At 48.0% G+C, this 22,462-nt stretch carries 15 protein-coding genes, 1 tRNA gene and 1 pseudogene; 8 read left to right on the top strand and 9 right to left on the bottom strand.

The features are described from left to right. Positions 1 to 246 precede the first annotated feature (246 nt). On the bottom strand, positions 247 to 2,691 hold the full coding sequence (gene priA / locus JGUZn3_RS04590) for a replication restart helicase PriA (protein ID WP_203414505.1): 2,445 nt from the start codon (positions 2,689 to 2,691) through the stop codon (positions 247 to 249). Between the two features lie 463 nt (positions 2,692 to 3,154). On the opposite strand from priA, the gene JGUZn3_RS04595 reads away from it, so the two are divergent. From JGUZn3_RS04595 to JGUZn3_RS04605, 3 genes are all read left to right on the top strand, one after another. Further along, entirely contained in the window at positions 3,155 to 4,717 is a 1,563-nt protein-coding gene (locus JGUZn3_RS04595) for a tyrosine recombinase XerC (RefSeq protein ID WP_238996902.1), read from the top strand. A gap of 1,032 nt (positions 4,718 to 5,749) precedes the next feature. Continuing rightward, entirely contained in the window at positions 5,750 to 6,727 is a 978-nt protein-coding gene (gene pip / locus JGUZn3_RS04600) for a prolyl aminopeptidase (RefSeq protein WP_203414506.1), read from the top strand. Positions 6,728 to 6,811: 84 nt separating this feature from the next. Further along, positions 6,812 to 8,065, top strand: coding sequence for a retroviral-like aspartic protease family protein (locus tag JGUZn3_RS04605; RefSeq protein WP_203414507.1), 1,254 nt, complete (start codon positions 6,812 to 6,814; stop codon positions 8,063 to 8,065). Between the two features lie 341 nt (positions 8,066 to 8,406). On the opposite strand, the gene JGUZn3_RS04610 is transcribed toward JGUZn3_RS04605, so the two are convergent. Together JGUZn3_RS04610 and JGUZn3_RS04615 are read right to left on the bottom strand one after the other, a co-directional pair. After that, positions 8,407 to 8,883 (bottom strand): hypothetical protein, encoded by a 477-nt coding sequence (locus JGUZn3_RS04610; protein WP_203414508.1) that lies wholly within the window; start codon positions 8,881 to 8,883, stop codon positions 8,407 to 8,409. 341 nt (positions 8,884 to 9,224) lie between these two features. Next, positions 9,225 to 9,395 carry a hypothetical protein gene (locus JGUZn3_RS04615; protein WP_203414509.1) on the bottom strand — a complete coding sequence of 57 codons (171 nt, stop codon included), beginning with the start codon at positions 9,393 to 9,395 and terminating at the stop codon, positions 9,225 to 9,227. A gap of 1,832 nt (positions 9,396 to 11,227) precedes the next feature. On the opposite strand from JGUZn3_RS04615, the gene JGUZn3_RS04620 reads away from it, so the two are divergent. Then, positions 11,228 to 12,763 carry a carbohydrate porin gene (locus JGUZn3_RS04620; RefSeq protein WP_203414510.1) on the top strand — a complete coding sequence of 512 codons (1,536 nt, stop codon included), beginning with the start codon at positions 11,228 to 11,230 and terminating at the stop codon, positions 12,761 to 12,763. Between the two features lie 104 nt (positions 12,764 to 12,867). On the opposite strand, the pseudogene JGUZn3_RS04625 reads toward JGUZn3_RS04620, so the two are convergent. Both JGUZn3_RS04625 and JGUZn3_RS04630 read right to left on the bottom strand, forming a co-directional pair. Then, positions 12,868 to 13,176, bottom strand: a pseudogene (locus JGUZn3_RS04625) (energy-dependent translational throttle protein EttA); the annotation flags it as partial. Between the two features lie 222 nt (positions 13,177 to 13,398). Beyond that, complete coding sequence (locus JGUZn3_RS04630; protein WP_203414511.1) at positions 13,399 to 13,617, bottom strand: hypothetical protein; 219 nt, start codon at positions 13,615 to 13,617, stop codon at positions 13,399 to 13,401. A gap of 626 nt (positions 13,618 to 14,243) precedes the next feature. Here JGUZn3_RS04630 and JGUZn3_RS04635 point away from each other — a divergent pair. Then, positions 14,244 to 14,657, top strand: coding sequence for a hypothetical protein (locus JGUZn3_RS04635; protein WP_203414512.1), 414 nt, complete (start codon positions 14,244 to 14,246; stop codon positions 14,655 to 14,657). Between the two features lie 715 nt (positions 14,658 to 15,372). Here the strand turns inward: JGUZn3_RS04635 and JGUZn3_RS04640 are convergent. Together JGUZn3_RS04640 and JGUZn3_RS04645 are read right to left on the bottom strand one after the other, a co-directional pair. Beyond that, entirely contained in the window at positions 15,373 to 15,681 is a 309-nt protein-coding gene (locus tag JGUZn3_RS04640) for an HU family DNA-binding protein (RefSeq protein WP_203414513.1), read from the bottom strand. 232 nt (positions 15,682 to 15,913) lie between these two features. Continuing rightward, positions 15,914 to 17,281, bottom strand: coding sequence for an ammonium transporter (locus JGUZn3_RS04645; RefSeq protein WP_203414514.1), 1,368 nt, complete (start codon positions 17,279 to 17,281; stop codon positions 15,914 to 15,916). Positions 17,282 to 17,760: 479 nt separating this feature from the next. Here JGUZn3_RS04645 and cysE point away from each other — a divergent pair, with 479 nt between their 5' ends. Continuing rightward, positions 17,761 to 18,603: a serine O-acetyltransferase gene (gene cysE / locus JGUZn3_RS04650; protein ID WP_408871756.1), complete on the top strand. Its 843-nt coding sequence runs from the start codon at positions 17,761 to 17,763 to the stop codon at positions 18,601 to 18,603. Positions 18,604 to 19,399: 796 nt separating this feature from the next. On the opposite strand, the gene rlmB is transcribed toward cysE, so the two are convergent. Continuing rightward, positions 19,400 to 20,317 carry a 23S rRNA (guanosine(2251)-2'-O)-methyltransferase RlmB gene (gene rlmB, locus JGUZn3_RS04655; RefSeq protein ID WP_203414515.1) on the bottom strand — a complete coding sequence of 306 codons (918 nt, stop codon included), beginning with the start codon at positions 20,315 to 20,317 and terminating at the stop codon, positions 19,400 to 19,402. A gap of 240 nt (positions 20,318 to 20,557) precedes the next feature. Here rlmB and JGUZn3_RS04660 point away from each other — a divergent pair. Together JGUZn3_RS04660 and JGUZn3_RS04665 are read left to right on the top strand one after the other, a co-directional pair. Continuing rightward, a tRNA-Tyr gene (locus JGUZn3_RS04660) sits at positions 20,558 to 20,643 on the top strand. Between the two features lie 599 nt (positions 20,644 to 21,242). Next, the gene (locus tag JGUZn3_RS04665; protein WP_203414516.1) at positions 21,243 to 21,380 is read left to right on the top strand and encodes a hypothetical protein; all 138 of its coding nucleotides are present in this window, start codon (positions 21,243 to 21,245) and stop codon (positions 21,378 to 21,380) included. 521 nt (positions 21,381 to 21,901) lie between these two features. Here the strand turns inward: JGUZn3_RS04665 and JGUZn3_RS04670 are convergent. Beyond that, positions 21,902 to 22,270 carry a hypothetical protein gene (locus JGUZn3_RS04670; protein WP_203414517.1) on the bottom strand — a complete coding sequence of 123 codons (369 nt, stop codon included), beginning with the start codon at positions 22,268 to 22,270 and terminating at the stop codon, positions 21,902 to 21,904. Positions 22,271 to 22,462 lie beyond the last annotated feature (192 nt).

Below are 22,462 nucleotides of genomic sequence, written 5' to 3' on the forward strand. Positions count from 1 at the left end.
TAGGAGCCAAGTTTCTCTGATCGGGCTGAAGTGAGGCACTCAGAGGAAGAAAGTGGAGCAGCCTGGGGGTGGGTTACTGCCCTTGTAGAGAGTTTGCTTGCTCTAGTGATATTTTTGTTTGGTAGGTCCCGTTCTACGGGGGTAGACTCATACTGGCCAAGCTAAACGCTTTACTAGGCAACCTCTTTGAGGGCTCTCTTCATGAAGTGCGCTGCCCTTACAAACATTTCTTATGGGGAAGAGATGTCAGAAAAAGGAATAAGGGTCTACATCAATATCAATATGTTTTTGGCTTTCTTTGGGAATAAGGCTCAGCCAGTGCTGAATAATGGGTTGGAGAAAAATGGTTTTTGGTGCGCGGATGAGCATTCGCCTGCGGTGCTGATCCCGGAGGATGGCCAAAACGGGGGTGCTAGGGCCTAATATCTGGAGGTCAGTGCGGTGATGAGGGGCTGTTTTGGCAAGCTGTAGGGCAATGAGCTCGGCCTTTTGTTCAGTTTCAGCGGTAATGATCAGGGCAATCATTCGCCCATAGGGGGGCCAGAAGCCGGCCTGGCGGATCTTGCTTTCCTGTCGGAGGAAAGCGGTGAAATCCCCTTTGGCCAGGGCCTGGATAACGGGGTGCTCTGGCATGTAGCTTTGGATGAGGACATGGCCTTGCACCTGCTCGCGCCCTGCTCGCCCTGCAACCTGGTGCAGTAATTGTAATGTATGTTCACCGGCTCTTAAATCCCCACCGGCAAGGCTTAAATCGGCATCAACAATCCCAACCAGGGTCAGGTGGGGGAAATGCCAACCCTTGGCTACACTTTGGGTGCCAATAATAATATCTTTTTGCCCCGCGGTGATCTGCTCCACAATCTGGGAGGTCTTTTGGGGAGATGTTAGGGTATCACTGGCCATAATAGTCACCCGCTTTTGGGGGAAAAGGGTGTGTACCTCTTCTGCAATACGCTCAATTCCAGGGCCAATGGGGGCTAGGTTATGGTCTGCTCCACAGGCGGGGCAAACCGAGGGAAGGGGTTCTTGGTGGTCACATTGATGGCAGATCAGGCGGGGTGGGTTATGGTGGGCTACAAGCCACGCCGTGCAATGCGGGCATTGCAACCTGTGCCCGCAACTACGGCACAAGGTAAGGGGGGCATATCCGCGCCGGTTTAAAAAGAGCATGACCTGCTGGTTTTTATCCATGGTTTCTGCCATGGCCTCGGTCAAGAGGGGGGAGAGGAACATCCCCCGTAAGGGCGGGTGTTGACGCATGTCAAGCAGCTTAATCTGCGGGGTGGTGGCGTGGCCATGGCGGTTGGGCAAAAGCACATGGCGATATTTGCCAGCCTGGATATTGGCATAGGTTTCTAAACTGGGGGTGGCAGACGCCAAAATGACAGGTGCTTGGCTAAGCTGGGCGCGAATAATAGCCATATCCCGGGCGTTGTAAGAAAAACCCTCTTCTTGCTTAAAGGTTGTTTCATGTTCTTCGTCAACCACCACCAGGCCAAGGGTAGCAAAGGGTAAAAACAGGGCCGAGCGAGCTCCTACCACCACTTTGGCCTGGTGGGTTATGCAGCCTTGCCAAACTTTTCGGCGCTGCTTGGGCGTCATGTCTGAGTGCCATACCGCAGGGGTCACACCAAAACGGTGCTGGAATCGGCTGATCCACTGGGCAGAAAGGGCAATCTCCGGCAATAATACAAGAACCTGGCGGTTTTGAGCCAGTGCTTCAGCCATGGCTTGAAAATAAACTTCCGTTTTGCCAGACCCTGTGACCCCTTCTAGTAAGGTGACACAAAAAATATTTTGTCGGATGGGCACACTTAAGGCTTCAGCGGCTTTGGCCTGATGTTCTGAAAGAGTTGGGACGTTATAGGTAAGATCAGGAGGAGAAAATAAAGGGGCAGCAGGCCCGGCTCCTTGTTTAATCAGCCCTGCCTTGCTCATGGCCTTAATAACGGTGGGGTTGGTTTGGGTCTGCTCGGCCAGTTCGGCGGTAGACAGGCCTGTTTTTCCCTCTTCAATGGCCTGGGTTAAACATTGTAGGATTTTGCTGCGCTGTGGGGTGATCCGTACGGATGGGCCGGAAAGTTTGGCAGGCTGTAAGTTTGGGGAAGGTTCAGGCTGAGTAAAGGAAGGGTAAGCAGAGTGATGCTGAGAATATTCAAAGGGGCCGGGTTTATCCGTCTTGGCCAATGGGTGTTTATCCATATTAGCCAATGGGCTGAATGGGGTGGGGGGCGTAAAGGAGAGGGGTTGCCACAGCCAGTTGGCCTTTTCCATGACGGGCTTTGCCGGCATGGCCCGTAGGCTGGTTGCCAATACCAAACCCAGAGGAGAAAGGGTATAGGCAGCGACCCAGTCAATAAATTGGCGCAAGGTTTGTGGTAAAGGGGGCAGAGGCAGACACGCTATAACAGGGCGTAGGCGGGCAGGATTAAGGGGGGGCGCTGCAGGGGGCCTGAGGGGGGCTGGCAAATGGGTAGGCTCTTCCCACACAATGCCAGTTTCCACCCTTTTGCCTAAGGGGACGTGTACAATATCGCCTGGGCGGAGTGCCATTCCCTGAGGGAGGCTATAATGAAACCCCCAGCCCGGTAAGGGGTAGGGGAGGGCAATCAGGACAGTCTTTTTTTGCCTGGCATTCGTATCGGTTACCGCAGGGGAGGAAGTGGCAAGGGGTGGCGCAAGAGTTGGCAAGGAAAAATCTTAAAATTCAAGAAAAGGGAGTAGGAGGAGAGATAAGTGAGAAGAAGGAAGTAAGAAAGGCTGGAACAGGAAGGAAAGGGTGTTGATGGCGCTATTTTACCCCGATTGTGGGGTTATAATAACGTTATTGGGTGGAGAATACCATAAAAAGTGCTAAGCTTTTTGATAAAGGATCTCATAGCGCATGCTCTGGCCCTTTCTTCTCGCGTAAGGTCTGGAGCATAAGATTTGGGGCGTAAGATTGGGAACATAAGATTTGAGGGATAAGGCCTGGGGTATAAAGTGTGGGGCGTAAGGTCTGGTCAATATTTCAGAGAAAACTGTGGGGCAAGGCTTTGATGGCTTTGGGTTGGTCGCTGGTCTGGTGAGGATCGATCGGGTTAATGTTGGGCAGTGCAGTGAACAAAGGCTCAGTGACAAAACAGTGACAAAACAAAGATACGGATGAACAGATATGGCTGAATTATCAGCACGAAAAAGGCAGCGTTATCCATTCCAGAACGGAGCGTTAGAACCCAAACCTGGTCCGTTTGAGCCAGCTCAGTTTGAGTCTGGTCAGTCTGGGCCTGGCCAGTCTGAGCCTGATAGGCTTAAGTCTGACAAACCTCAGCGTGATAAATCCAAGCCTGATAAACCCCAGCGTGGTCATGCCTCCGTGTTGGAAGGGTCAATAGTGGGAGCAGAGAAGCACGAAAAGACAGATTTTTCCTCTTATGAGAGTGACACGGCGAGGGATTCCGTAGCGGGTGGTGCAGTCCATGGCCAGGCGATAGAATCGCCCCCCATAGGCCATAATGAGTTGGAAAATCACGAGGAGCTCACTTTTTCGGAACTGGTGACCTGCTTTTTGTCCTGGATGCGCCTAGAGCGTCGAATGGCCCCCAATACGATTATGGCTTATGCAGAAGATCTAAGGCGTTTTGGGGTATTTTTATCCCTTCACCTTGGGGGGGAGTGTAGCCTTTCTCATCTTAAAACTCTTACTCATATGGATTTGCGTGCCTGGCTGGTTTATGAAACAGAAGCCCCTCTGCCAAAGGGCCATCATCAAGGGGGTTACCATACAAGTGAAGGGGCCTTGCGAACTCGCAGGCGTAGGCTTTCCTGTATTCGTTCTTTTTTTCGCTTTTTAGGAAAAAGGCATGGCTATACGGGCAATGCCCCCGCCCTGGTCAGCCGTATGCGGGCCCGTGTGCCGTTACCACGCCCCTTAGATAAAGCGCAGGCCGAGGATGTGGTAACCCATATTGGCGATTTTGCCCGCCATCCAGAGGCAAGCTTGCGCGATCATGCCCTTTTTATTTTGCTTTATGGTACAGGTTTGCGTATTTCCGAGGCGCTGGGGCTGGATATTGCCGATATCAAGGCTGCCTCCTTAACAGGGGATGGAGAGGCTATTTTTACCGTGAGGGGAAAAGGGGGCAAAGAGCGTTTGGTGCCATTGCTTCCGGAAGTGATGGCAGCCATAACCCAATGGTTAGTGGTTCATCCCCAAAGAAATCATCTGGCTGCTCCGCTTTTTGTAGGGGCCAGGGGGGGGCGCTTGCAAGCAGCGATTGCCCAAAAGGCCCTGCGAGATTACCGTAGGCTGACAGGGTTGCCAGAATATACAACCCCACATAGCCTACGCCATTCTTTTGCGAGCCATTTGATGACAGAAGGTGGGGATTTACGCACTATTCAGGAGCTTTTGGGCCATGCCAGCCTCTCTTCGACCCAGCGTTATGCCCTAGCGGATGAAGACTATTTAAAAAAGGTCTGGCAACAGGCTCATCCCCGTGCCGGATCTGCTCCAAATCCCGTTATAACATCCTCAGGAACGGAACCTGAAACAGGATTAGGGATAAGGGAAGAGCCAGGTGTTGGATTGGGCATAAGATCGAGGATCGGGTTAGGGCCCACTGAGTCAAAAACACGTATAAAAAGTCCACAGGCAAAAGCAAGCCCGCAGGCTAAGGCTAAGGCTAAGGCTAAAGCCAAGGCTGGGGCAAGGGCAGGGTTTCCGGTAAAGCGGTAGACCAGAGGGGAAAGGGGCTAAAAACAAGGAAGCCTAAGACCACAGGGTAACCCTGTAGAGCCTGTTATGGTGCCAAAAAGGGAGGTGGCCCAAAAAGGAGTAAGGATGAGTATGAGGGAAAGAAGGAATATAGGGTAGAAAGGATATGGGCAGAATCAGCGTTTAAGTGCCGTTGAACCCCCTAATATCATCTTGTTAAAATCCTATCTGGTGTCCCTCAAGGTCAAGAACCGTTCTTGGGGATACGAGCTAAGGGGTTGGGTTTTCCTGAAGGGTGAAAAAGGGTAAAGCGTGAAAGGCCATATATTTTGTTCCATGTAGGCATTTTGGAAGAGTAGCCAAGGTTGAAAGGTAGCTAAGCCGTATTGAGCTCTCAAAAGGCATAGGGTAAAGTATGAATAAAGCATGGCTGAGGATAAGCTATGGATAATGAGAAAAATGGATCCTGCTTGGATTGCGCCGGGGGAAACCTATAGAATTTGGCCCACCATATGGCGCAGGCGCTTGTTAACACGGGCAATGAGATCTTCTGTTGTCTCTGTTTTTTGTTTTTATCAGTCAACTGTAAAAAAGGGATCCGTGATTAATGGCGCGATCGCCAATGAGAAAATAAGGGAAAATCATGAAGGGTAAGGGAAGGATTAAGCTTTCTAATGCGGAGAATAGGCTGCAAAATATCTTGTTCTTTTTTATACCTTCTTATTTTTTATATTTATGGCAGCTGTTTGTATGAAAAGGGCGTCTTTCTTTTCCCAACTGGGAAAAAGTGATGCAATCTTGGTGTATGGTTGAGCCTAACAAGGAGCTCAAGGTGGAGGTCCAACGCGGGGTGGTCCAAGACGGTGGTTTAAGACGGTGGTTTAAGACGGGGGGCCAAGGTTAGGGGGGCATAAGTAGGGGTATAAAAGGCGGCTCATGTCGAAACCTTTTGGGGAAAACAGATTTTGTAATAAGGTTAAGAGAATCTGGTGGGGATATTGATTTTTTAGTAATTTTTTAAGCAATTTTTATGACTGATGGAAAGAGAATTTCATGGATGAACCTTCTGCAGATATCAAACCCTATCCGCCCATAAATCCCTACCGTACAGGCCTGCTTAATACAGGCGATGGCCACGACATTTATTGGGAGTTATGCGGTAACCCAAAAGGGGTGCCGGTGGTTTTTCTCCATGGGGGACCAGGAGGGGGGTGTTCACCTTTTCAGCGGCAGATGTTTGATCCCGAACGGTATAATATTTTATTATTTGACCAAAGAGGCTGTGGCCGTTCAACCCCGCATGCCTCTCTTGAAAATAATACCACCTGGCACTTGGTGGCCGATATTGAACGGCTCCGCATTATGCTTGGCGTGGAACAGTGGATGGTTTTTGGGGGGTCGTGGGGGTCTACCCTTGCCCTTATTTATGCCCAAACCCACCCTGAACGGGTTTTAGCCCTCGTCTTACGCGGAATTTTTACACTGCGCCGAAAAGAGCTGCTATGGTACTATCAGGAAGGGGCCTCGTGGATTTTCCCCGATAAATGGGACGATTTTCTTGCCCCCATTCCCCTGGAGGAACGGGCCGATATCATGGCTGCCTATCAGCGGCGCCTTATCGGTGAGGATCGCCAAAAGCGTGAGCAAGCTGCAATTGCCTGGAGCGTATGGGAAGGCAGCACCTTAACCCTTTATCCCGATGCTTCTATGGTTTCCCAGCATTTGGATGTTGAGTATGCCTTGGCCTTTTCCCGGATAGAAAACCACTATTTTATGCATGGTGGGTGGATGCGAGAAGGCCAGATTCTGGACGATGTCCCGAAAATACGCCATATTCCTGCAGTTATTGTACAAGGCCGCTATGATATGGCCACTCCTGTAAAAACAGCGTGGGATTTGCATAAGGCCTGGCCGGAAGCAAAATTTTGTCTGGTGAACGGGGCTGGTCATGCCATGTTAGAGCCGGGGATCATGCACGCTCTAATTGAAAATACAAACCTGTTGGCAGACAGGTTTTTTAGGGAAATATGAAACATTATGCGCGCCTTTATTGGCTTTAGGATGCTCTGGGGTTTTAAGGTGCCCTGGCGTTTTAGGGTGCCCAGGGGCTTTAGGATGTCCAGTGACTTTAGGATTTACGGGGGCTTTAGGGTGTTTAGGGATTTTGGAAAGGTCTTGCCATTTTCTGGCCGGCCGTGGCAGCCCTTTTTACAGGCGGTGCAGAACCTCCTTTACAGGCAAGGCTATTTTTTCTCCTTGCAGAGAGTCCTTAAGAACGTTTCTATAATTTGCCCTGTCCTTAGGCCCCATCGAGGAAATGGTGTTGATGGAAGCGGGGTGCAGAAGAGTTTTTTCTGGGCCTATGGGTGGGTGATGGCCTTCTTGATGGCGGGTATTATGCCAGCTTCTTTATACGCTAAACCTCAAGCTCCTTCTCTGGTTGGCCATAATATTGCTGGCCACAACACCACGCCCCAATTGGCCCAGTTCCATAATATTTGTGCCATGCAAAAAGTGGGCGAAGCCCCTTTGCGGGATGATGAAGGCTATCTTTCAGTACCTGTTCATATTGGAGGGAAGGCCTTTCGTATGATTGTTGATACGGGCTCGGAAGGCAGCCTGATAAGCCCGCAAATTGCCCGGGAACTTACCCTTAAGCCAGACCCAAACCGAAAAACAGTGATTTACGGCTCTCGGGGGAACAGTCATGTCACCAGTAACGTGCAAATTCCTGAGGTGGAAGTGGGTGGAGTTTCTTTCCATCATGTCTCGGTTCCCTTAGGGGAACTGCCCGGTAGGCCGCGTATTTTCCCCCCTATTGTGGGGCTGATCGGGGGGGATATGCTCTCCAATCTGGAAGTAGAGTTTGACGTTGCCAGGGGGCGACTATCATTTTATGCTCTTTCGAAGCCGGCTTTTACCTGTAATGTTAAGCCGTTATGGACGGGGGCTTATTCCAGTGTTCCCCTCAGCCGTGTAGGGCATAGGGTGATGTTGGAGGTGGCGCTGGACTCAAAACCCTTGGTGGCGTTACTTGATAGTGGAGCTCGTACCCTGGTTCTCAGCACCCAGGCAGCCCATAGAATCGGCATTAGTGAGGCGGCTTTGGCCAGCCAGCCGGGGGGCACTGCCAGTAGTGTTGCAGGCCAGGAGGTGGTGTATCACTGGTATCGGTTTAAGACGTTTGCCGTGGGAGACTATAGGGAGAAAACCCCTGTCATTACCGTATTACCGTTAAATGATCTGGTCGATATGTTGCTGGGCGCGAGTTGGTTTGCCAACAAGCGTATTTGGGTTTCTTATGGGAGTGGCCAGCTTTTTGTTCAAGGAGAAGCTGAGAGTAAGAAAGACTTTCGGAAAGAGCGGTAAGCCGAGTATCGGCAAGAACCAGGAGAATCCTCAAAGAGGATATAAGGGAAGGGTGTAAGGAAGACGTGGCAAGAGGTTATCGCTACACCGCTACGGTTTGTTGCAAGATAATGGAAAAAGGGCCTCCTAACGAGGCCCTTTTTTAGAACTACTCTTTAGCCGGTATTTAATAAAATAGCCGATGTTTAAAAAATAGCCGGCGTTTGATAACCTTACGGTCTTTATGCCGTTCAACTCACCTTACTCTGGCCCTGCCTGCCCAGAAAGATCCTGTCTTATATGCACTGTCTTATATGTACTGGCAGAAGCCTTGTAAAAAGGGGTGGTTTTAGGGGGGTGGCTTATGCAGTACCCTTCAGTTTTTTAACACACTGGCTGTAGTAACCGCCTCCTTTTTGAATCCATTTAAGGGTCCCGTTGGCATTGGTGGCTTTATTAAGCCTGTACTGGTCAAGACAGGTATGCATTCTGGCTTTGCCAGCAGATTCTTTGGTATATTTGGGGGAGATTGCGGTAGGAAAGGTCACCCCGGCAGTAGTTGCGGTATCGGTTGGTTTTGATGTTGCCGCAGGGGCATCTGCTGCTGCGGCAGCAGCTGGTGTTGTAGCGGCAGCGCTTTCTTCAGAGGTTGTGGGGTTTTCACAGTTTTTCGCCTTGAAATCTTTAAACTTCAGGCCATTCAGGGTGCCTGCCTTCCGGGCGGCTTCAAACTGGGTATGACACTCTTTGTTGGAAAGGGGTGCGGCCTGAGCCGAAAGGCTGACCCCTGTAGAAAGGAGGGTTATAGCGGTAGCACAGCCAAGAAAATATTTTTTCATTATGGATATTCCTGAAGAGCGAAAATATTAAAAAAAGGTCGAAATGGAAAGCCAGAACGCAGAATAGTAGAGATGTCAAAAAGTTTTTCCTACATAACGCTCCAAACATGGCAATTCTATGTATTACACCTCACATAGTTTGACATAGTTTGACATAATAGGAAAGAAACAACTTGACTCCCTATGCTCCCTACCGTGAGCAAAGCCTTCCTGCCAGCCGTCACGCAAGAGTCCCTATCCCCCTACCGTAGATAAAGCGGCAACATTACCCTTAATGTGGCAGATATTACCCCTCTATCCCTACCATGGGCAAAGCTCTAAAAGGCCCCTCTCTTGGTGCATTAAAGGGTCTGAACGGAGGCACGGCCTTTAAAACTTGCTTCCTGTGGAGAGGTTTCAGCTTTCCTGTGGTTTTTAATTTCAAGCGTTAGGGCTTTCCATAGGGGATACTCGTTGGTAATGGTTTTTTCGAACAAACCCATAGCCAGGGCAATAGATGGAGGAAATACCATGATTTCTGGTTTATCCGCCTCTTGGCTGTATTCAGCATTTCCCCTAGGGAGGGGCTTCTCGTCAAACTTGTTCCAATAATTTAATTCTAACAATTTATGATGACCAAGCCCCCCTTATGCGAAAATGTTTCATATGGGGTGGGGTTACGCGGAGGAATATTATCCAACCTCTCTCCATATGAGGGGATAGCCCGTTAGCTTGGATGAAAAAATAAACAATGGTGCAAAGCTCTCCCCATGTGAGGGGATGCCCCAGTGGTGAAATCGCTTCCATTGAAGCCAGGGTATTGAAGCCAGCGTCAAATTTTCCCCGTATGAGGGGATACCCATGGGCTGCCTGGTTGGTGGCAATGAACCGAAGCTCTCCCCGTATGAGAGGATACTCGGCCGTGGGCGTGTTGAGGGCTACGGGGCAAATAAGCTCTCTCCATATGAGGAGATGTTCCCGCAAACCTCTATAAGATTTTTAGCTTTTTCCGTGTGGCACGGAGCGCCTGTTGAATTTTTTGAAGAAGTTGAGATAAACCGCTTGGTTTGTAAGGTCATTTCATCGCGTCGATCTTTCTTTATGACCCCCTTTGTTTAGGCAATAGCCTATTCTGTTCATGAGGGGCCATGGATGATCCACATGGCCTTTTGCCCCTTCGGTAAAGGGAGTAAGGCTGGGCTCATTTTTTCTGAATGGCGTGGAGGGCATCAGAGGGGGTCTCAGAGAGCGGCTGATATAGTAGCAGCTTATATCATAATATGATTGTTATATAGAGACGTGTCTTTACGCAGAATTTTCTTAGCAAGAAAGAGGGATGACACAGAATCGTTCACTGCTGTCTGGTATTAACGATCCCTATCCCTCTGTCAGTAATAGCTGACGCTGATCCTACCGGTTCCCACTAGGGCTTATCATAATAGCTTGATCCAACGGCTTATTCAGCAGAGAAACCTGACTGAGTGCATTGGTGGTTGAAGCAGGAAGGCCCAGTTGAATGAATCTCAAAACGGCAGTGGCTTTCCCCCTATGCCCTTTGGTAGAGCTGTTTGAAGCCTGCCAGCCGAAGGATCATGCTATTATTGTTGAAGCACCGGGGTCATGTTGAATTTGGGAAGGACTATAAGGCCAAGCATCGTAATGACCCATCGGCTTTTTCATAAAGAGTATTTTTATAGAAAATATCGTAGTTCGTTTGAAGAGGGGCAAGGCTTGATCGAATAAGGTGGTTGGCAGAAGAAGGGCAACCCGTTCTTCCTTAAAGAAGGGTAAGGGATAAGGCTGTTTGGTAAAGGCTCATACTGTCTTTCCTTGCAGGGATAGTTTTTGGGCAGTAATAGACAGTTTTTAGTTCAGGGTTATGATTAGCTCTCTAGCAAAGCCTTACTCTAGACAGGACCCTGTAAACTGGACTCTGTGAGTTTTTTACAGACCAGAAATTAAGATAAAATAAGATAAATAGAACTTATAACCCGTGCGCGTGCTCTATTGGGCCCGTAATAGCTAGTGGGAAAGGGGTTAAAAGCGGGATTATTTTATTATAAGAGTTGGCCTGTATTTTTTTAGTTACGGAACTATAGAAATAGTACCCAAAACAAATAGAAAAAGAAAAGAAATAAAAGCCTTATAAAGCAAGGAAAAGCCACCTATGGCCAATAGAATGTAGTATATAAGCAACATATAAAAACTTCATTATTCTTACGGTATCCAAATAATGGGAATTTTTAGTAACTAATTAATGATCTTGTATAACTTAAAAGTTATGTTGAGAAATAATTTTTTTTTGTAATCTACCGGTTAGATTTTCTGATTAAAAGCTCTCATGATGTATCAAGGATTGTTGAAGTTGAACACTCGAAACAAAGCAACGAAAAAAAAAACTTTTAAAAACAGCTTATTGGCTAAAAACCGTGCCCCTATGCTCAAAGGGTCTTTGCTTGCCTCGGCATTCTGCATGGCTTCTTTGTTGAGTGTTGGCCCCATAAAGGCCCAAACACTCGAACAAGGGGTGCAGTCCAGTTACAGGGAACGGGTTGATACGCCCTTAACAAGCGTAAGCGAGAAAAATTCTTCCCCGATTGTTCCTCCTTTTGCCAACCCAGAATCTATGATTGGGGATGCCGGTGGGGTAGATCCTTGGCTGCGTAGCCATGGAATTGGGATTATTCTTGATACGATTAATGAGTTTGCCCAAGGGATGTCCTCGGTTACACCGGGGAAAAACCTTAAAGGTGGGGGGTCAAATGCGGGGCAGGTTGGTTTTCAGCTTGATTTGGACTGGGATAAAATTGCCGGGATCCCAGGGTTTGCTACCCACTTGGTTACAACAAGCCGTTACGGTCGCCCCTCAAACCGTTATTACGGGGATTGGCTTGCTCATACATCAGAAATTTACGGCGGTGGGGGAAATGTTGCTGTCAAATTGGTTATCCTTTCTGCCGAGGAAAACCTGTTGGGGGGGCGTATTTCCATTGCTGCAGGCCGTATCCCCTTGCTGACAGATTTTGCTTCAAGCAATCTTTTTTGTAACTTTATGAACAATTCTTTTTGTGGGCGGCCTAAATCTGCTGGTGATAACGGCTATATTTCCACTTATCCTGGTTCTAGCTGGGCGCTTAGGGTTCGTGGTCGGCCTGCAAAGGATCTCTATATCCAATCAGGGATATATTTTCCTGAAAAGGGGATGTTTCCTGGGCCAGGCAATTTTACCAACCGTTCAGGTTGGCGCTTTAGCGGCTCTAACATTGTCGGTCAGACCATTCCTGTAGAAGCGGGTTGGGAACCTTATCTGGATGATGCAGAAAAAGATCTGCCTGGCCATTATAAAATTGGCGCAACCTACCAGAATGTGCCTATAGCCGATAACCTTTATGATGGAGACAACGTTCCTTACCCTATTTCTGGTAATCGTGCACGTACCCGTAGGGATACCTACTCCATGTGGCTGATGATGGATCAGCGGATATTACATTACCCCGAAACTCATACGAAGGATTCTGGCCTTACCCTATTAGGGGGGGCTGTGCACAATGCGGCTTATTCCTCTGTGCGTGATTTTCAGTTTTACTGGGCTATTCTTAACCGTGGTTTTATTGAAGATAGGCCTTACGATACCCTTGGCTTTGCCTATAGTTTTGTAAAGGTTTCTGGTTCGCGTATTCGCGCTGAGCATCTCTTGCAAGACCAAGGAAAGCCTTTTATTGATTCTACCGTCACCGGTATCCAGAGCAATGCTCAGGTTATAGAGTTAAACTACTCTATCCATGTGATGGATGGTGTGGTTTTTGCTCCGGATTTCCAATATTATTTCCGCCCCAATGCGCAGAAAGACCTCAATGATGCCGCTTTTATTGGCTTTAAAAGCCATGTCGTGTTCTTCTAACCTATCCTTCCAGGGCACCCCATCTTTTCAGGGGTAAGGAATAACTGCCCGATAAGGCAGAAATGAGGGTTTATCTGAGCCTTCGTTTCTGCCTTTTACTTATAGGGGCAACACAGGGCATCGAGGGCAATTTCTGTTTTACGGTCAAGCTCCCAGTCATTGCCTGCATCGATTTTCTCTTGCAGCTCAGCCTGTTCGGCCAGTAGGGCCGTCATCTCATCATCATCCATTGGCTCGACAAACTGTAGGGAAATCTCGTTAAACCAACCGACCGCAGCCTTGAGAGGGCCAAACCCCATCGCCACATTTTCGCACACGGTTTTTGTAGGATTCAGCTAGGGTTCCTATTCCAGATAATCAATCCTTACCCCTTCTGCAGCCCAGACCTTGCCGCCAAACTCCTTCTCCTTGCCTACCCAAAAAGACTATTACCAGCTCCTATCCCCTCTCAGCTCAGACGCCCCTGCAGATAGACCCCTAAAAGTTAAGATTCGCAGCCATGAAAACCCTCACTATTCCTAGCTATGGGGAACTCTTTTTATGGCAGGAAAGGAGAAGGAGTTTGGTGGCGAGGCCTGAGCTGAGAGGGGATAGGAGCTGGTAATAGTCTTTTTGAGTAGGACTTTTTTCACAGATCATTGAGGATGTACTATTTTTCCTTTATGGCCTTTTTTTATTACGGCTTCTCTTTTATCTACAGCAATGCCCAGATAGAGAACTTCTGCACCGGCTTCCTCAGCAGCGGACCCCAAAATAGCGGCATGACTATTGTAAATTTGGCCTGACGGTAAAGGGTTTCCTGGGGCTACAAGTTCATCTCTTGTTGAAAAACAGCCACAACGGGCTTCTCCCATACAGGCACCTTGCTCAACCCAACCGCTGCCAGTATGCCAATTTCTCTTGAGGTCAGTTACTGATCTTTACGAAGGATGAATTTTCCATTGCTCATAATTGATCCGGAAGAGGGAATATATTGCCCAACATTGGCAGACTGATAGACTAGTCATTGGGGATCCCCCGCAGGGTCCTCCTGAAGATCAGTTTATTCTACCATGACAGCAGCATTGGCTACAGAGGATATTTCCTGATCGTTGAGGAGATAACCATCCTGGGGATATCATCACGTTCTGGATTATCGCACTCTAGCCGCATCCAGCTCATCATCCCCTCTGACCAGAGAGGCACCAATGATAAGGTTAAATGGCCCCCTGCCATATTTGTAAGGCCAGAATCGGCAATAACATAACAACACCACTGCCTTTACCTTAACACTTACGATCTGCTGCGGCTGGTGCTTCATCAACAGCCCGAATATTCAAACCATAACGGGTTTTGAAAAATACAATCCATAGGGCTAAGGGAATAAGAAAAGGCAAAATAGACCACCATATTCTGTCCAAAAAATACAGGCCAAAAAATGCAGGTTTCCTCTGTGGGAGGTTTCAAAAAGGGTTTTACGTGCAGAGAGGTGAGACTATTTATGATGATGGAGGTTTTGAGGCAGAAAACCCTAGTAGAAGAAAGTGCTCATAGGGGTGGTGAACAACTGAAATTCTCCATTCTTACCCTTTGTGGTAGGGAAGAAGCAGAAGAAGAAGTAGGAGAAGGCAATGAAGAAAATCGGGAAGAGGGGCCCAAAAAAAGGCGCAAACACTCCAAAGCACATAATGCGATGGCCCTTACCGCTCCTTCTGAGACGTGGCAGGAAGAAATAAAGTTTTATAACCCAATTGCTCTCTTGCTTTATCTCTGTAACGATAAGGTTCGTAACCGTGGCAAACAGTGTTTTTACCGTTTGGGGTCATGGCGTGTTATGTGGATAAAAACCGCGCATAATAAGGGGTTTGCCTACGTCCACATAGACAACGAATGTGAATCGTATCGTGCTGGGTGAGGGGCGCTGTCTTGCCTATCCACATAGGTAACAAGATTATTGTGATGGGTGATATGAACAACCAACGGCTTGTCCACGTTCATATAGGCAATGAGATTATGATGATGAGTGATGTTAATAACCAACGGTTTGCTAAATCATATATGCCAGCAACCCATGGATTCATATGGGGCCAATGGTTGTTTTCTGTGTGGGCACCCCCACTTTGCAAGGTTTTTTTGATGTGTTGTGCAATGCGCCGCTTTGAGAAAGTCAACAAAGCCAAAGCCTTGGGAGCAGGCTTATTTTTATCTAAACCCGCATTCAGATGAAGCTGACAAGGACTTTTATATTGGGGTATGAAGGCCTGAGCCTGGCCAGCACTGCCCACGTGACGAGAACTCCATATTCTTTCAAGTAGAGAGGTAGGTATAGAGCTAAAATTGTATAGAGGACTAAAAAACTGACAAAGTTGTCATAATGGGCAAACGGGATGCCTTCTGTAATGAGAACGCTGCAATAAGCCACTCCTTATTCTGGAGTGGTTTATTATTTCTGTCTGAGGAGAAGGACAAGCGGTCAGAAGAAGGAAATGCAATCTATATTATCAAATAATGCGCCCCTTAATAATCCAGCCTAAAGAGCATCACAGCTACTTCTTGTGAGGGAAGTAGAGAGATTTCTAAACTCTTTTGGGTGGAGCCCAGGAGGGGCCATTATTGTGAAGGGGAATGGGTTATTTTTTCTTTTTGGTGGGCGGTGCAGCTTTAGCCCCATTCAATTCATCACGCACGGCTTTAGCGGTGGTAAAGCTAAACTTGCGAGAAGCCGGAATGTTGATGACTTCGCCAGTAGAGGGGTTTCTTCCCTGACGGGCTGGGCGATTGGTAACCTTGAATTTGCCAAAGCCTGCAATGCTGACGTCTTGACCAGAGGCTGCGGTAGAAACGATGAGGTGAAGCATATCGTGGATAATATCTTTACTGAGCTCTTTGGTAATATTATGCCGGGCAGCCAGTTGGTTGATAAGTTCTGATGTATTCATTGAAATGTCGTCTCCAGATTAACTCTTAGGGAAAAGATAGCATTTTTCTACAGAAGAAAACATTCCACGCAGGATATCTCTACGGAAATTATAACGTTTTTATGCGTTTTTTATAAGATTTGTGTTGTTTGTGCACTGTTTTTCCCTTGATTTTGGAAAAAACAGTGCACAGAACGAGCTATTGGTAAGTTTTTATTAGCGGCCTTTATGAACGGGCCTGGTTTAAAAGGGCTTAACTTATGCGTTCTTCATGCTGGGTCATATCCAGGCCCTCACGTTCCTCATCACGGCTGACGCGTAGGCCAATGGTTATATCCAGAATTTTAAGAATGATGTAGCTGACCACGGCACACCAGATAATGGTTACCCCAACGGCTTTCCCCTGAATAAGAACTTGCGCCATTGAACCAACTGTACCAGTGGGGTTAGCCTCTGTGGCAGAAAGGGGGCCATAAGCAAAAAGGCCAGTCAGCAAGGCGCCCACAATTCCCCCTACACCATGAACGCCAAATGCGTCGAGTGTGTCGTCATAGCCGAGTTTGCGCTTCATGATTGTCGCTGAAAAATAACATAAAGCTCCTGAAATAAAGCCAATGATCATCGCACTTCCCGGCAGGACAAACCCTGCTGCCGGTGTTATGGCCACCAGCCCTGCGATAGATCCGGAAATAATGCCCAAAGCCGTAGGTTTGCCATGGTGGGCCCATTCAATGATCATCCAGCTTATGCCGGCAGCAGCAGCAGCCAATTGGGTGGTGAGCATAGCCATACCGGCCCGGCCATTCGCTCCCAGGGCAGAGCCTGCGTTAAAGCCGAACCATCCAATCCATAAAAGGCTTGCACCAATAATGGCGTAAACCAGATTATAGGGTGAAAGGTCATCACGCCCATAGCCAGTGCGCCGGCCTACAACCAGGGCAGCAATAAGCCCTGCCACCCCAGCATTGATATGGACAACCGTGCCCCCGGCAAAATCAATAGCCCCGAGCTGCGCCAGCCAGCCCATAGGGCTCCATACCCAATGGGCAATGGGGATATAAACCAAAAGGATCCACGCAACGGAAAACAGACATAAGGCACTAAACTTGATTCGCTCCGCAACAGCACCGGTGATAATGGCCGCAGCAATGATGGCAAACGTCATCTGAAATACCAAAAACACGCTTTCCGGAATTGTCATTGTTGAGGGGTTGGAAGAATCTGCTCCTAAGGTAAAGGGTGTATCGATGCCTTTTACCAGGTGGGCAACCGTCTCATTGAGGAAAACCTGGGAAAGATCACCAATAAAAGGGGTGCCGGTGCCAAATGCCAGGCTGTAGCCGATTACAGCCCAGACAATGCTGATCATACAACACAAGGCAAAAGACTGGATCATGGTGGAAAGAACGTTTTTCTTCCTGACCATCCCGGCATAGAAAAGGGCTACCCCAGGAATGGTCATAAGTAGCACAAGGCCCGTGCTCATCAACATCCAGGCAGTATCACCGGTGTTGATCTGGGGAGAGGCAGCCAAAGCCTGGTTGGGTAATAAGGGGGTGAGAAGAAAGAGGGTAAAAGCCAGCAGGCTTAATGGAATTTTTATGGGAGGAGAGGTTATCATAGTTGTTCTCTTTTGCTGTCTGTCGTCATAGGGAGGTAGGCAGAAAAAATAGAGAGCAAGATCCAAAGGCTGGCCTGCCATCAAGCAAGAAGGGAGGAAGGACTGAACAGGACGGACTTCCTTTTGTAGTGACGGATAAAATTCTATTGACGGATAAAAAGTTATAGAGGCAAGTGAAAAAGTGCAAATAGGATCCTTTCATACCTTTATTCATGCCATATTTGAATGGTTTGTATAGTTTTTTTTGTTATTTGTTTCTTTTTTTCTTTTTATGAAGATATTTTCATGCTTTCTTGCCTTAATAAGGATAGCCTGTCAGTCAGTGGTCTGTCAGTCAGTACCCTGCCAGTAACGATTGGGCATTACCGACTTGGGGCAAGCACTGGGCAAGCACTTCCCACCCTAGGCAAAGTTAGGCTAAAGAGAATGACGATGGAGCGATTGCTTAAAAGAATTGGCATAAAAGGGGGTTTATTCATATGACAGTTCAAGACCGGCGAGCCTCTCTTTACGATTGTGCAGAGCACCTTAAGGCTGAAACATTGCAGGTATGGCAAACCATGCGTCAGCAGGCCCAATCTTGTCGTGACCCTCTTTCTCGCCAGTTGTTGGAGGCCACCATTCTCCAACATGAGAACCTTCCCTCTGCCCTCTGCACCTTGCTGGGGCATAAGCTTGGGAACTCTGCTATTTCTGCCCAAAATCTTATGGATGTCTTTGCAGATATCTACCATAATTATGCCGCCCCGCTGAATGCCGCTGCCGAGGATCTTCAGGCTATTTTTGAGCGTGATGCTGCTTGCCCCGACCTGATTACACCCTTTATGTTTTTTAAGGGCTTTCATGCTATGCAAACCTATCGATTGGCCCATTGGTTATGGCTGAAGGAGAAACGATATCTGGCCTTGCATTTACAAAGCCGCGGTTCTGAGGTGTTCGGGGTCGATATTCACCCAGCAGCACGCATGGGGTGCCGGATCCTTCTGGACCATGCCACAGGAATTGTCATTGGCGAGACCTGTGTTGTGGAAAACGATGTTTCCCTCTTGCAAGGGGTAACCCTTGGTGGAACAGGAAAAAATATGGGTGATCGCCACCCCAAGGTCAGGCGCGGGGTGTTGATTGGGGCTGGGGCCAAGGTGCTGGGGAATATCGTGATTGGTGAAGGGGCCAAAATTGGAGCTGGGTCCATCGTGTTGGAATCGGTTCATGCCTATACCACTGTTGTAGGCAATCCTGCGCGCCGTGTGGGTGTACGAAATACCGCAATGCCAGCTTTAACCATGGATCAAACCTTACCCCCCATAGACTATATCATCTAGCGGGTTTTGCGGGGCTTCTTCCTTTCTGTTATTATAAAAGCATAGAAATGAAACAAACGATGGCTTTCTCGTCTCTTTGGGAGAGGTTGGCCCTTATGGTTTGGGGGTTTTTCTACGGAGGTTTTTGGGAAGGTTTTTGGGCTGGAAAAGCGTTTTTTGGCTTTTTCAGCCTTCTTGAACGTTCGGTGTTTTTGTTTGGGCTATCCCTGCTTCAGGGGGGCTGGAGAAATATCCCAGGGCCTATCTCAAGGGCCTATCTCAGGGGCTTGGGTCGTGTGGAGATTTGAACGGCTGCTCGATTGATGCTGCCTCAAAGGGTAGTTGAGCGGTGCTGAGGAGTGGTCATCCTCCCCTCTGGTCTTATTGGGAGAGGTTGTCTTACTTGACCGATAGGTGGAAAAACTTTGTGGAGTAAAACAGGCTTACTCGACATCGCTCATCATCCCCCATAGATGGCGCTCATGCAGCGAGATTAGACAAAACATCTCGTAATGTGGAAAAGATAGTCCCCCAAGTCACCATCACCCTTCTGCAATGATCTACTCTTAGATTAATTTCTCTCCTGGCTTAGAAAGGAGCCCTTTTTGTCAGCCAGAGTGTGAGCTCGCGGCAAAGTGGCATGGTTTTAAAGAGGGTAAGGTTTTGCAATAGGTGGTTTTATGGGGTCATATCGTGGAAATGTTCATGAAGCTGCAATGAGCTGGCACCTGCAAAAAATAAGGGCACGTTGTTCCGTGTATTGGTCAGGCGTGTTGGGGTTAAAAGCTTGGTGTGGGGATGAGGGAGTTAGGTTGGTTTATGAGGGTGTGCGCGTGCTACGGGTAAGCTCATAGAGCCCTATGGCTGCAGCATTGGAGACATTCAGGCTTTCTATTTGGTTATGGATTTTAAGTCCCGCAAGTTCATCACAATGCTCTCTTACTAAGCGACGCAAGCCGCTGCCTTCTGCCCCCAATACCAAAACAGTTGGCTTGCCGTGGTAGGCTTCCCCGTTCAGGATGTTCTCAGAAACTTCCATGCCTACAACCCAATATCCTGCTTTTTTTAGGCTTTCCAAGGCACGGGAAAGATTAACAACCTGTAGCAGGGGCACTTTTTCTAGGGCCCCCGATGCAGCTTTGGCCAAAACACCACTTTCTGCTGGGGCATGGCGTGTTTGCATTATCACTGCGCCGACCCCAAAAGCAGCAGCAGAGCGGAGTATGGCCCCGATATTACGGGGATCTGTGACTTGGTCTAATACCAAAAGAGGGGTGCGCTGCTGCTCAGCAATGTCTAGAATATCTGGCGGGGAAAGTGGAGAAACAAGCAAGACAACCCCTTGGTGTACGGCTTCTTCCCCACAGACTTTTGTTAAGGTCTCTTTCTGGGTGATCTCTGGGGGGATTGGCCAGCGAAAATCCGGCTCTCGCTCAGAAAGACGCTTGAGGAGCTGTAGTTCGGTTTCAGCCGTTACAAGGATATGGCGGATTTTTCGATGGGGGTTGAGTAAGGCAGCTTCTGCGGGGTGAAGGCCGTAAAGCCAATAAGTTCCATTTTCGGTTTTAAAAGCAGACCGATCAGCTTTTGTGCCAGGTGCAAAGGGTTCTCCCTTGGCTTTACGGTCTTTTATTAAGGGTAAAGCTCTTGGGGCGGAAGAGAAAGGCAAGCCAGCCTTTTTATTTTTTTTAGGCCGAGCTCGGGTATTTTTGAAGGAAGAAGGGGGTTTCGGCATGAAAGGGTACTTGGAAATGGCGCATGAGGAGGAAAGGCGAAAGCCTCTTTTGGGATTTTTTGACCTCTTGTGGTCATTTTTATTTCTTACTGGGTCCTGGGCGTTTTTGGAAGTCTTAAGGCTGTTTTTGGCTCATAGAGGCAAAAAAATAAAAGATTTGAGAGAAAATACCAGAAAATCCTCATAGGATATTGACATTTTTTTCAATCGGCCCTAATTGCCTATCCAATACCTAAAGCTGGAGGGGTGCCCGAGTGGCTAAAGGGGGCGGACTGTAAATCCGCTGGCGTGCGCCTACGTTGGTTCGAATCCAACCCCCTCCACCAGATCGCTGTTTCTAAAGCGTTCTCTTGTGTTTACATCCTCAAAAAAATAGGGCCATGTTCCAAAGGTTTGTTGATTCAGGCCTGTTTACTCTTGCGCTTGCTCGTTTGAAGATGGAGGTGGAATGGTGGGCATTATTTTAAGAGAAAGAATCTCTACCTTGTCTTTGCGGTGTTTTCCACCGTTGGTGTTTTCTATCATTAGTATTTTTCCATTGGTGTTTTTCTACCGGTGTTATAGAGTCCCTCTATCATTGCCTCTGCCAGTTTGTTGCAGGGTGTGAACTTATTTCATAGTGTGATAACGCCTCGAATATACACGCGTTTTTAGCTGGTATTATGATGGTTGGTGTCAATCCGCACCCCATAGAATGACCTTAAAAAGGGGGGGGATAAATGGACAAAAAGCCCATTTTCACGACATTGTTTTTTACTTTGTTTGTGATCGAATGTATTTGTGATGGAATAAGGTAGACCCTTCTCTTTACGGTAAAAAAAACCAGCAGGCAGCCTGCTTTTCCTCAGGGAAGGAAACTTCAGGGCAGGAAAAGGGAAAAGACCACAATTCTTCTTCTCAGGGAGGAGATTCTTAGGGAGGAGATATGCAAGCCGCTTTAAAAGCCATTGGCCATGAAAAGGATGGTCCAGTGTCCTCCACCTTGTGCAGGCTGTTTGCGGTTTGGGCCGGGAAACGTAAGGTTGAGCTGCTTGTCGGTGTGGGTATTTCCCTTCTGGCTTAGGGGCTGCTTTAAAGAGGTTTTCTTATATTCACCCTTAAATGTTTACCTTCAAAGCGCATCGCCTTCCTCAGCGGTGCTGAATCAGGCCTGCCGCACCTCTTCATAAGTGTAAAAAAGGGGTGTGTTCTTTAGGAAAATGTAAGAATAAGCTTATTGTTCAACGAATTTTGGCTTGAGATGACGGTTTGGTTTGCTTGAGATCATGGTCTGGAGTAGCTCTCTTATCAATAGAGCTGTCAGATTCTCTTACCAGCCTACCAGGATTTTATTCGTAGTTCCCCTCTCCACAGAGCTGTCAGAACAAAGACCTCTATTTTAGAAACAAGCACAACGTAGCTCCCCTACCCACAGCTATCAGGTTATCAAAAAAAAGACAGTGGAACATTATGCCCTGTAGTTTCCCTTTCCATAGAGCTGGCAGCTCAATAGATGCGCGTGGAGTCTTCCGGCCATTCAGATCGCTCTTGTCCACAAGGGGGTTGGTCGGGGATAAAGATTTGGGTTTGAAGAAGAAAAATGCTTTACGCAGGGGAGTGTATGGTAGGATCTTTGAGAGGAGAGGAGAGGAGAGGAGAGGAGAGGAGAGGAGAGGAGAGGAGAGGAGAGGAGAGGAGAGGAGAGGAGAGGAGAGGAGAGCTTTCTCGCCTGCGAGGTGCGCTATGGAGAATTGGCAATAGGAGAGAGGCGGTGTGATACCCCCTTTTTTCGGCAAGGTGGAGAGGTTTTCTCCCTTGTGAAGTTTTCCACCATGTGTGAGGATTACCACCATGATAGAGCCCATGAGAAGAGCTTTTGCTTTCTCCCTTATTATGGATAATAAATTGTGGATAATAAAGGAGGGGAGAAAAAAGAAATAAAGAGTATTTCTCGTCAATCCCCCCAGTACTCATCGTTATGGGTAAAACTTGCCCGTGGGAGAAGAGGGTTTTCCTATCGTTTTGCCCCAGTTTATCCCAGTTTGCTCTAATGTTGCCCTAGTGGCATGGCTCCCTTTCGGGGATAGTGGGAAGTTTTTCCCACTTACGAGGAGGTCCATTGGGCATAAGACCTGGGGGCATAAAACCTGTGGACATAAGGCCTGG

The sequence above is a fragment of the Entomobacter blattae genome (genome assembly GCF_014672835.1).
In the GTDB taxonomy this organism is placed as follows: Bacteria; Pseudomonadota; Alphaproteobacteria; order Acetobacterales; family Acetobacteraceae; genus Entomobacter; species Entomobacter blattae.

Excerpts from the sequence above, each read along its gene's own strand:
- JGUZn3_RS04595 (WP_238996902.1), top strand. The coding sequence starts at position 3,155 with ATGGCTGAATTATCAGCACGAAAAAGGCAGCGTTATCCATTCCAGAAC.
- pip (WP_203414506.1), top strand. The coding sequence starts at position 5,750 with ATGGATGAACCTTCTGCAGATATCAAACCCTATCCGCCCATAAATCCC.
- JGUZn3_RS04605 (WP_203414507.1), top strand. The coding sequence starts at position 6,812 with ATGTCCAGTGACTTTAGGATTTACGGGGGCTTTAGGGTGTTTAGGGAT.
- JGUZn3_RS04610 (WP_203414508.1), bottom strand. The coding sequence starts at position 8,883 with ATGAAAAAATATTTTCTTGGCTGTGCTACCGCTATAACCCTCCTTTCT.
- JGUZn3_RS04615 (WP_203414509.1), bottom strand. The coding sequence starts at position 9,395 with ATGGTATTTCCTCCATCTATTGCCCTGGCTATGGGTTTGTTCGAAAAA.
- JGUZn3_RS04630 (WP_203414511.1), bottom strand. The coding sequence starts at position 13,617 with ATGGGAGAAGCCCGTTGTGGCTGTTTTTCAACAAGAGATGAACTTGTA.
- JGUZn3_RS04635 (WP_203414512.1), top strand. The coding sequence starts at position 14,244 with ATGATGATGGAGGTTTTGAGGCAGAAAACCCTAGTAGAAGAAAGTGCT.
- JGUZn3_RS04640 (WP_203414513.1), bottom strand. The coding sequence starts at position 15,681 with ATGAATACATCAGAACTTATCAACCAACTGGCTGCCCGGCATAATATT.
- JGUZn3_RS04645 (WP_203414514.1), bottom strand. The coding sequence starts at position 17,281 with ATGATAACCTCTCCTCCCATAAAAATTCCATTAAGCCTGCTGGCTTTT.
- cysE (WP_408871756.1), top strand. The coding sequence starts at position 17,761 with ATGACAGTTCAAGACCGGCGAGCCTCTCTTTACGATTGTGCAGAGCAC.
- rlmB (WP_203414515.1), bottom strand. The coding sequence starts at position 20,317 with ATGCCGAAACCCCCTTCTTCCTTCAAAAATACCCGAGCTCGGCCTAAA.
- JGUZn3_RS04665 (WP_203414516.1), top strand. The coding sequence starts at position 21,243 with ATGCAAGCCGCTTTAAAAGCCATTGGCCATGAAAAGGATGGTCCAGTG.
- JGUZn3_RS04670 (WP_203414517.1), bottom strand. The coding sequence starts at position 22,270 with ATGAGTACTGGGGGGATTGACGAGAAATACTCTTTATTTCTTTTTTCT.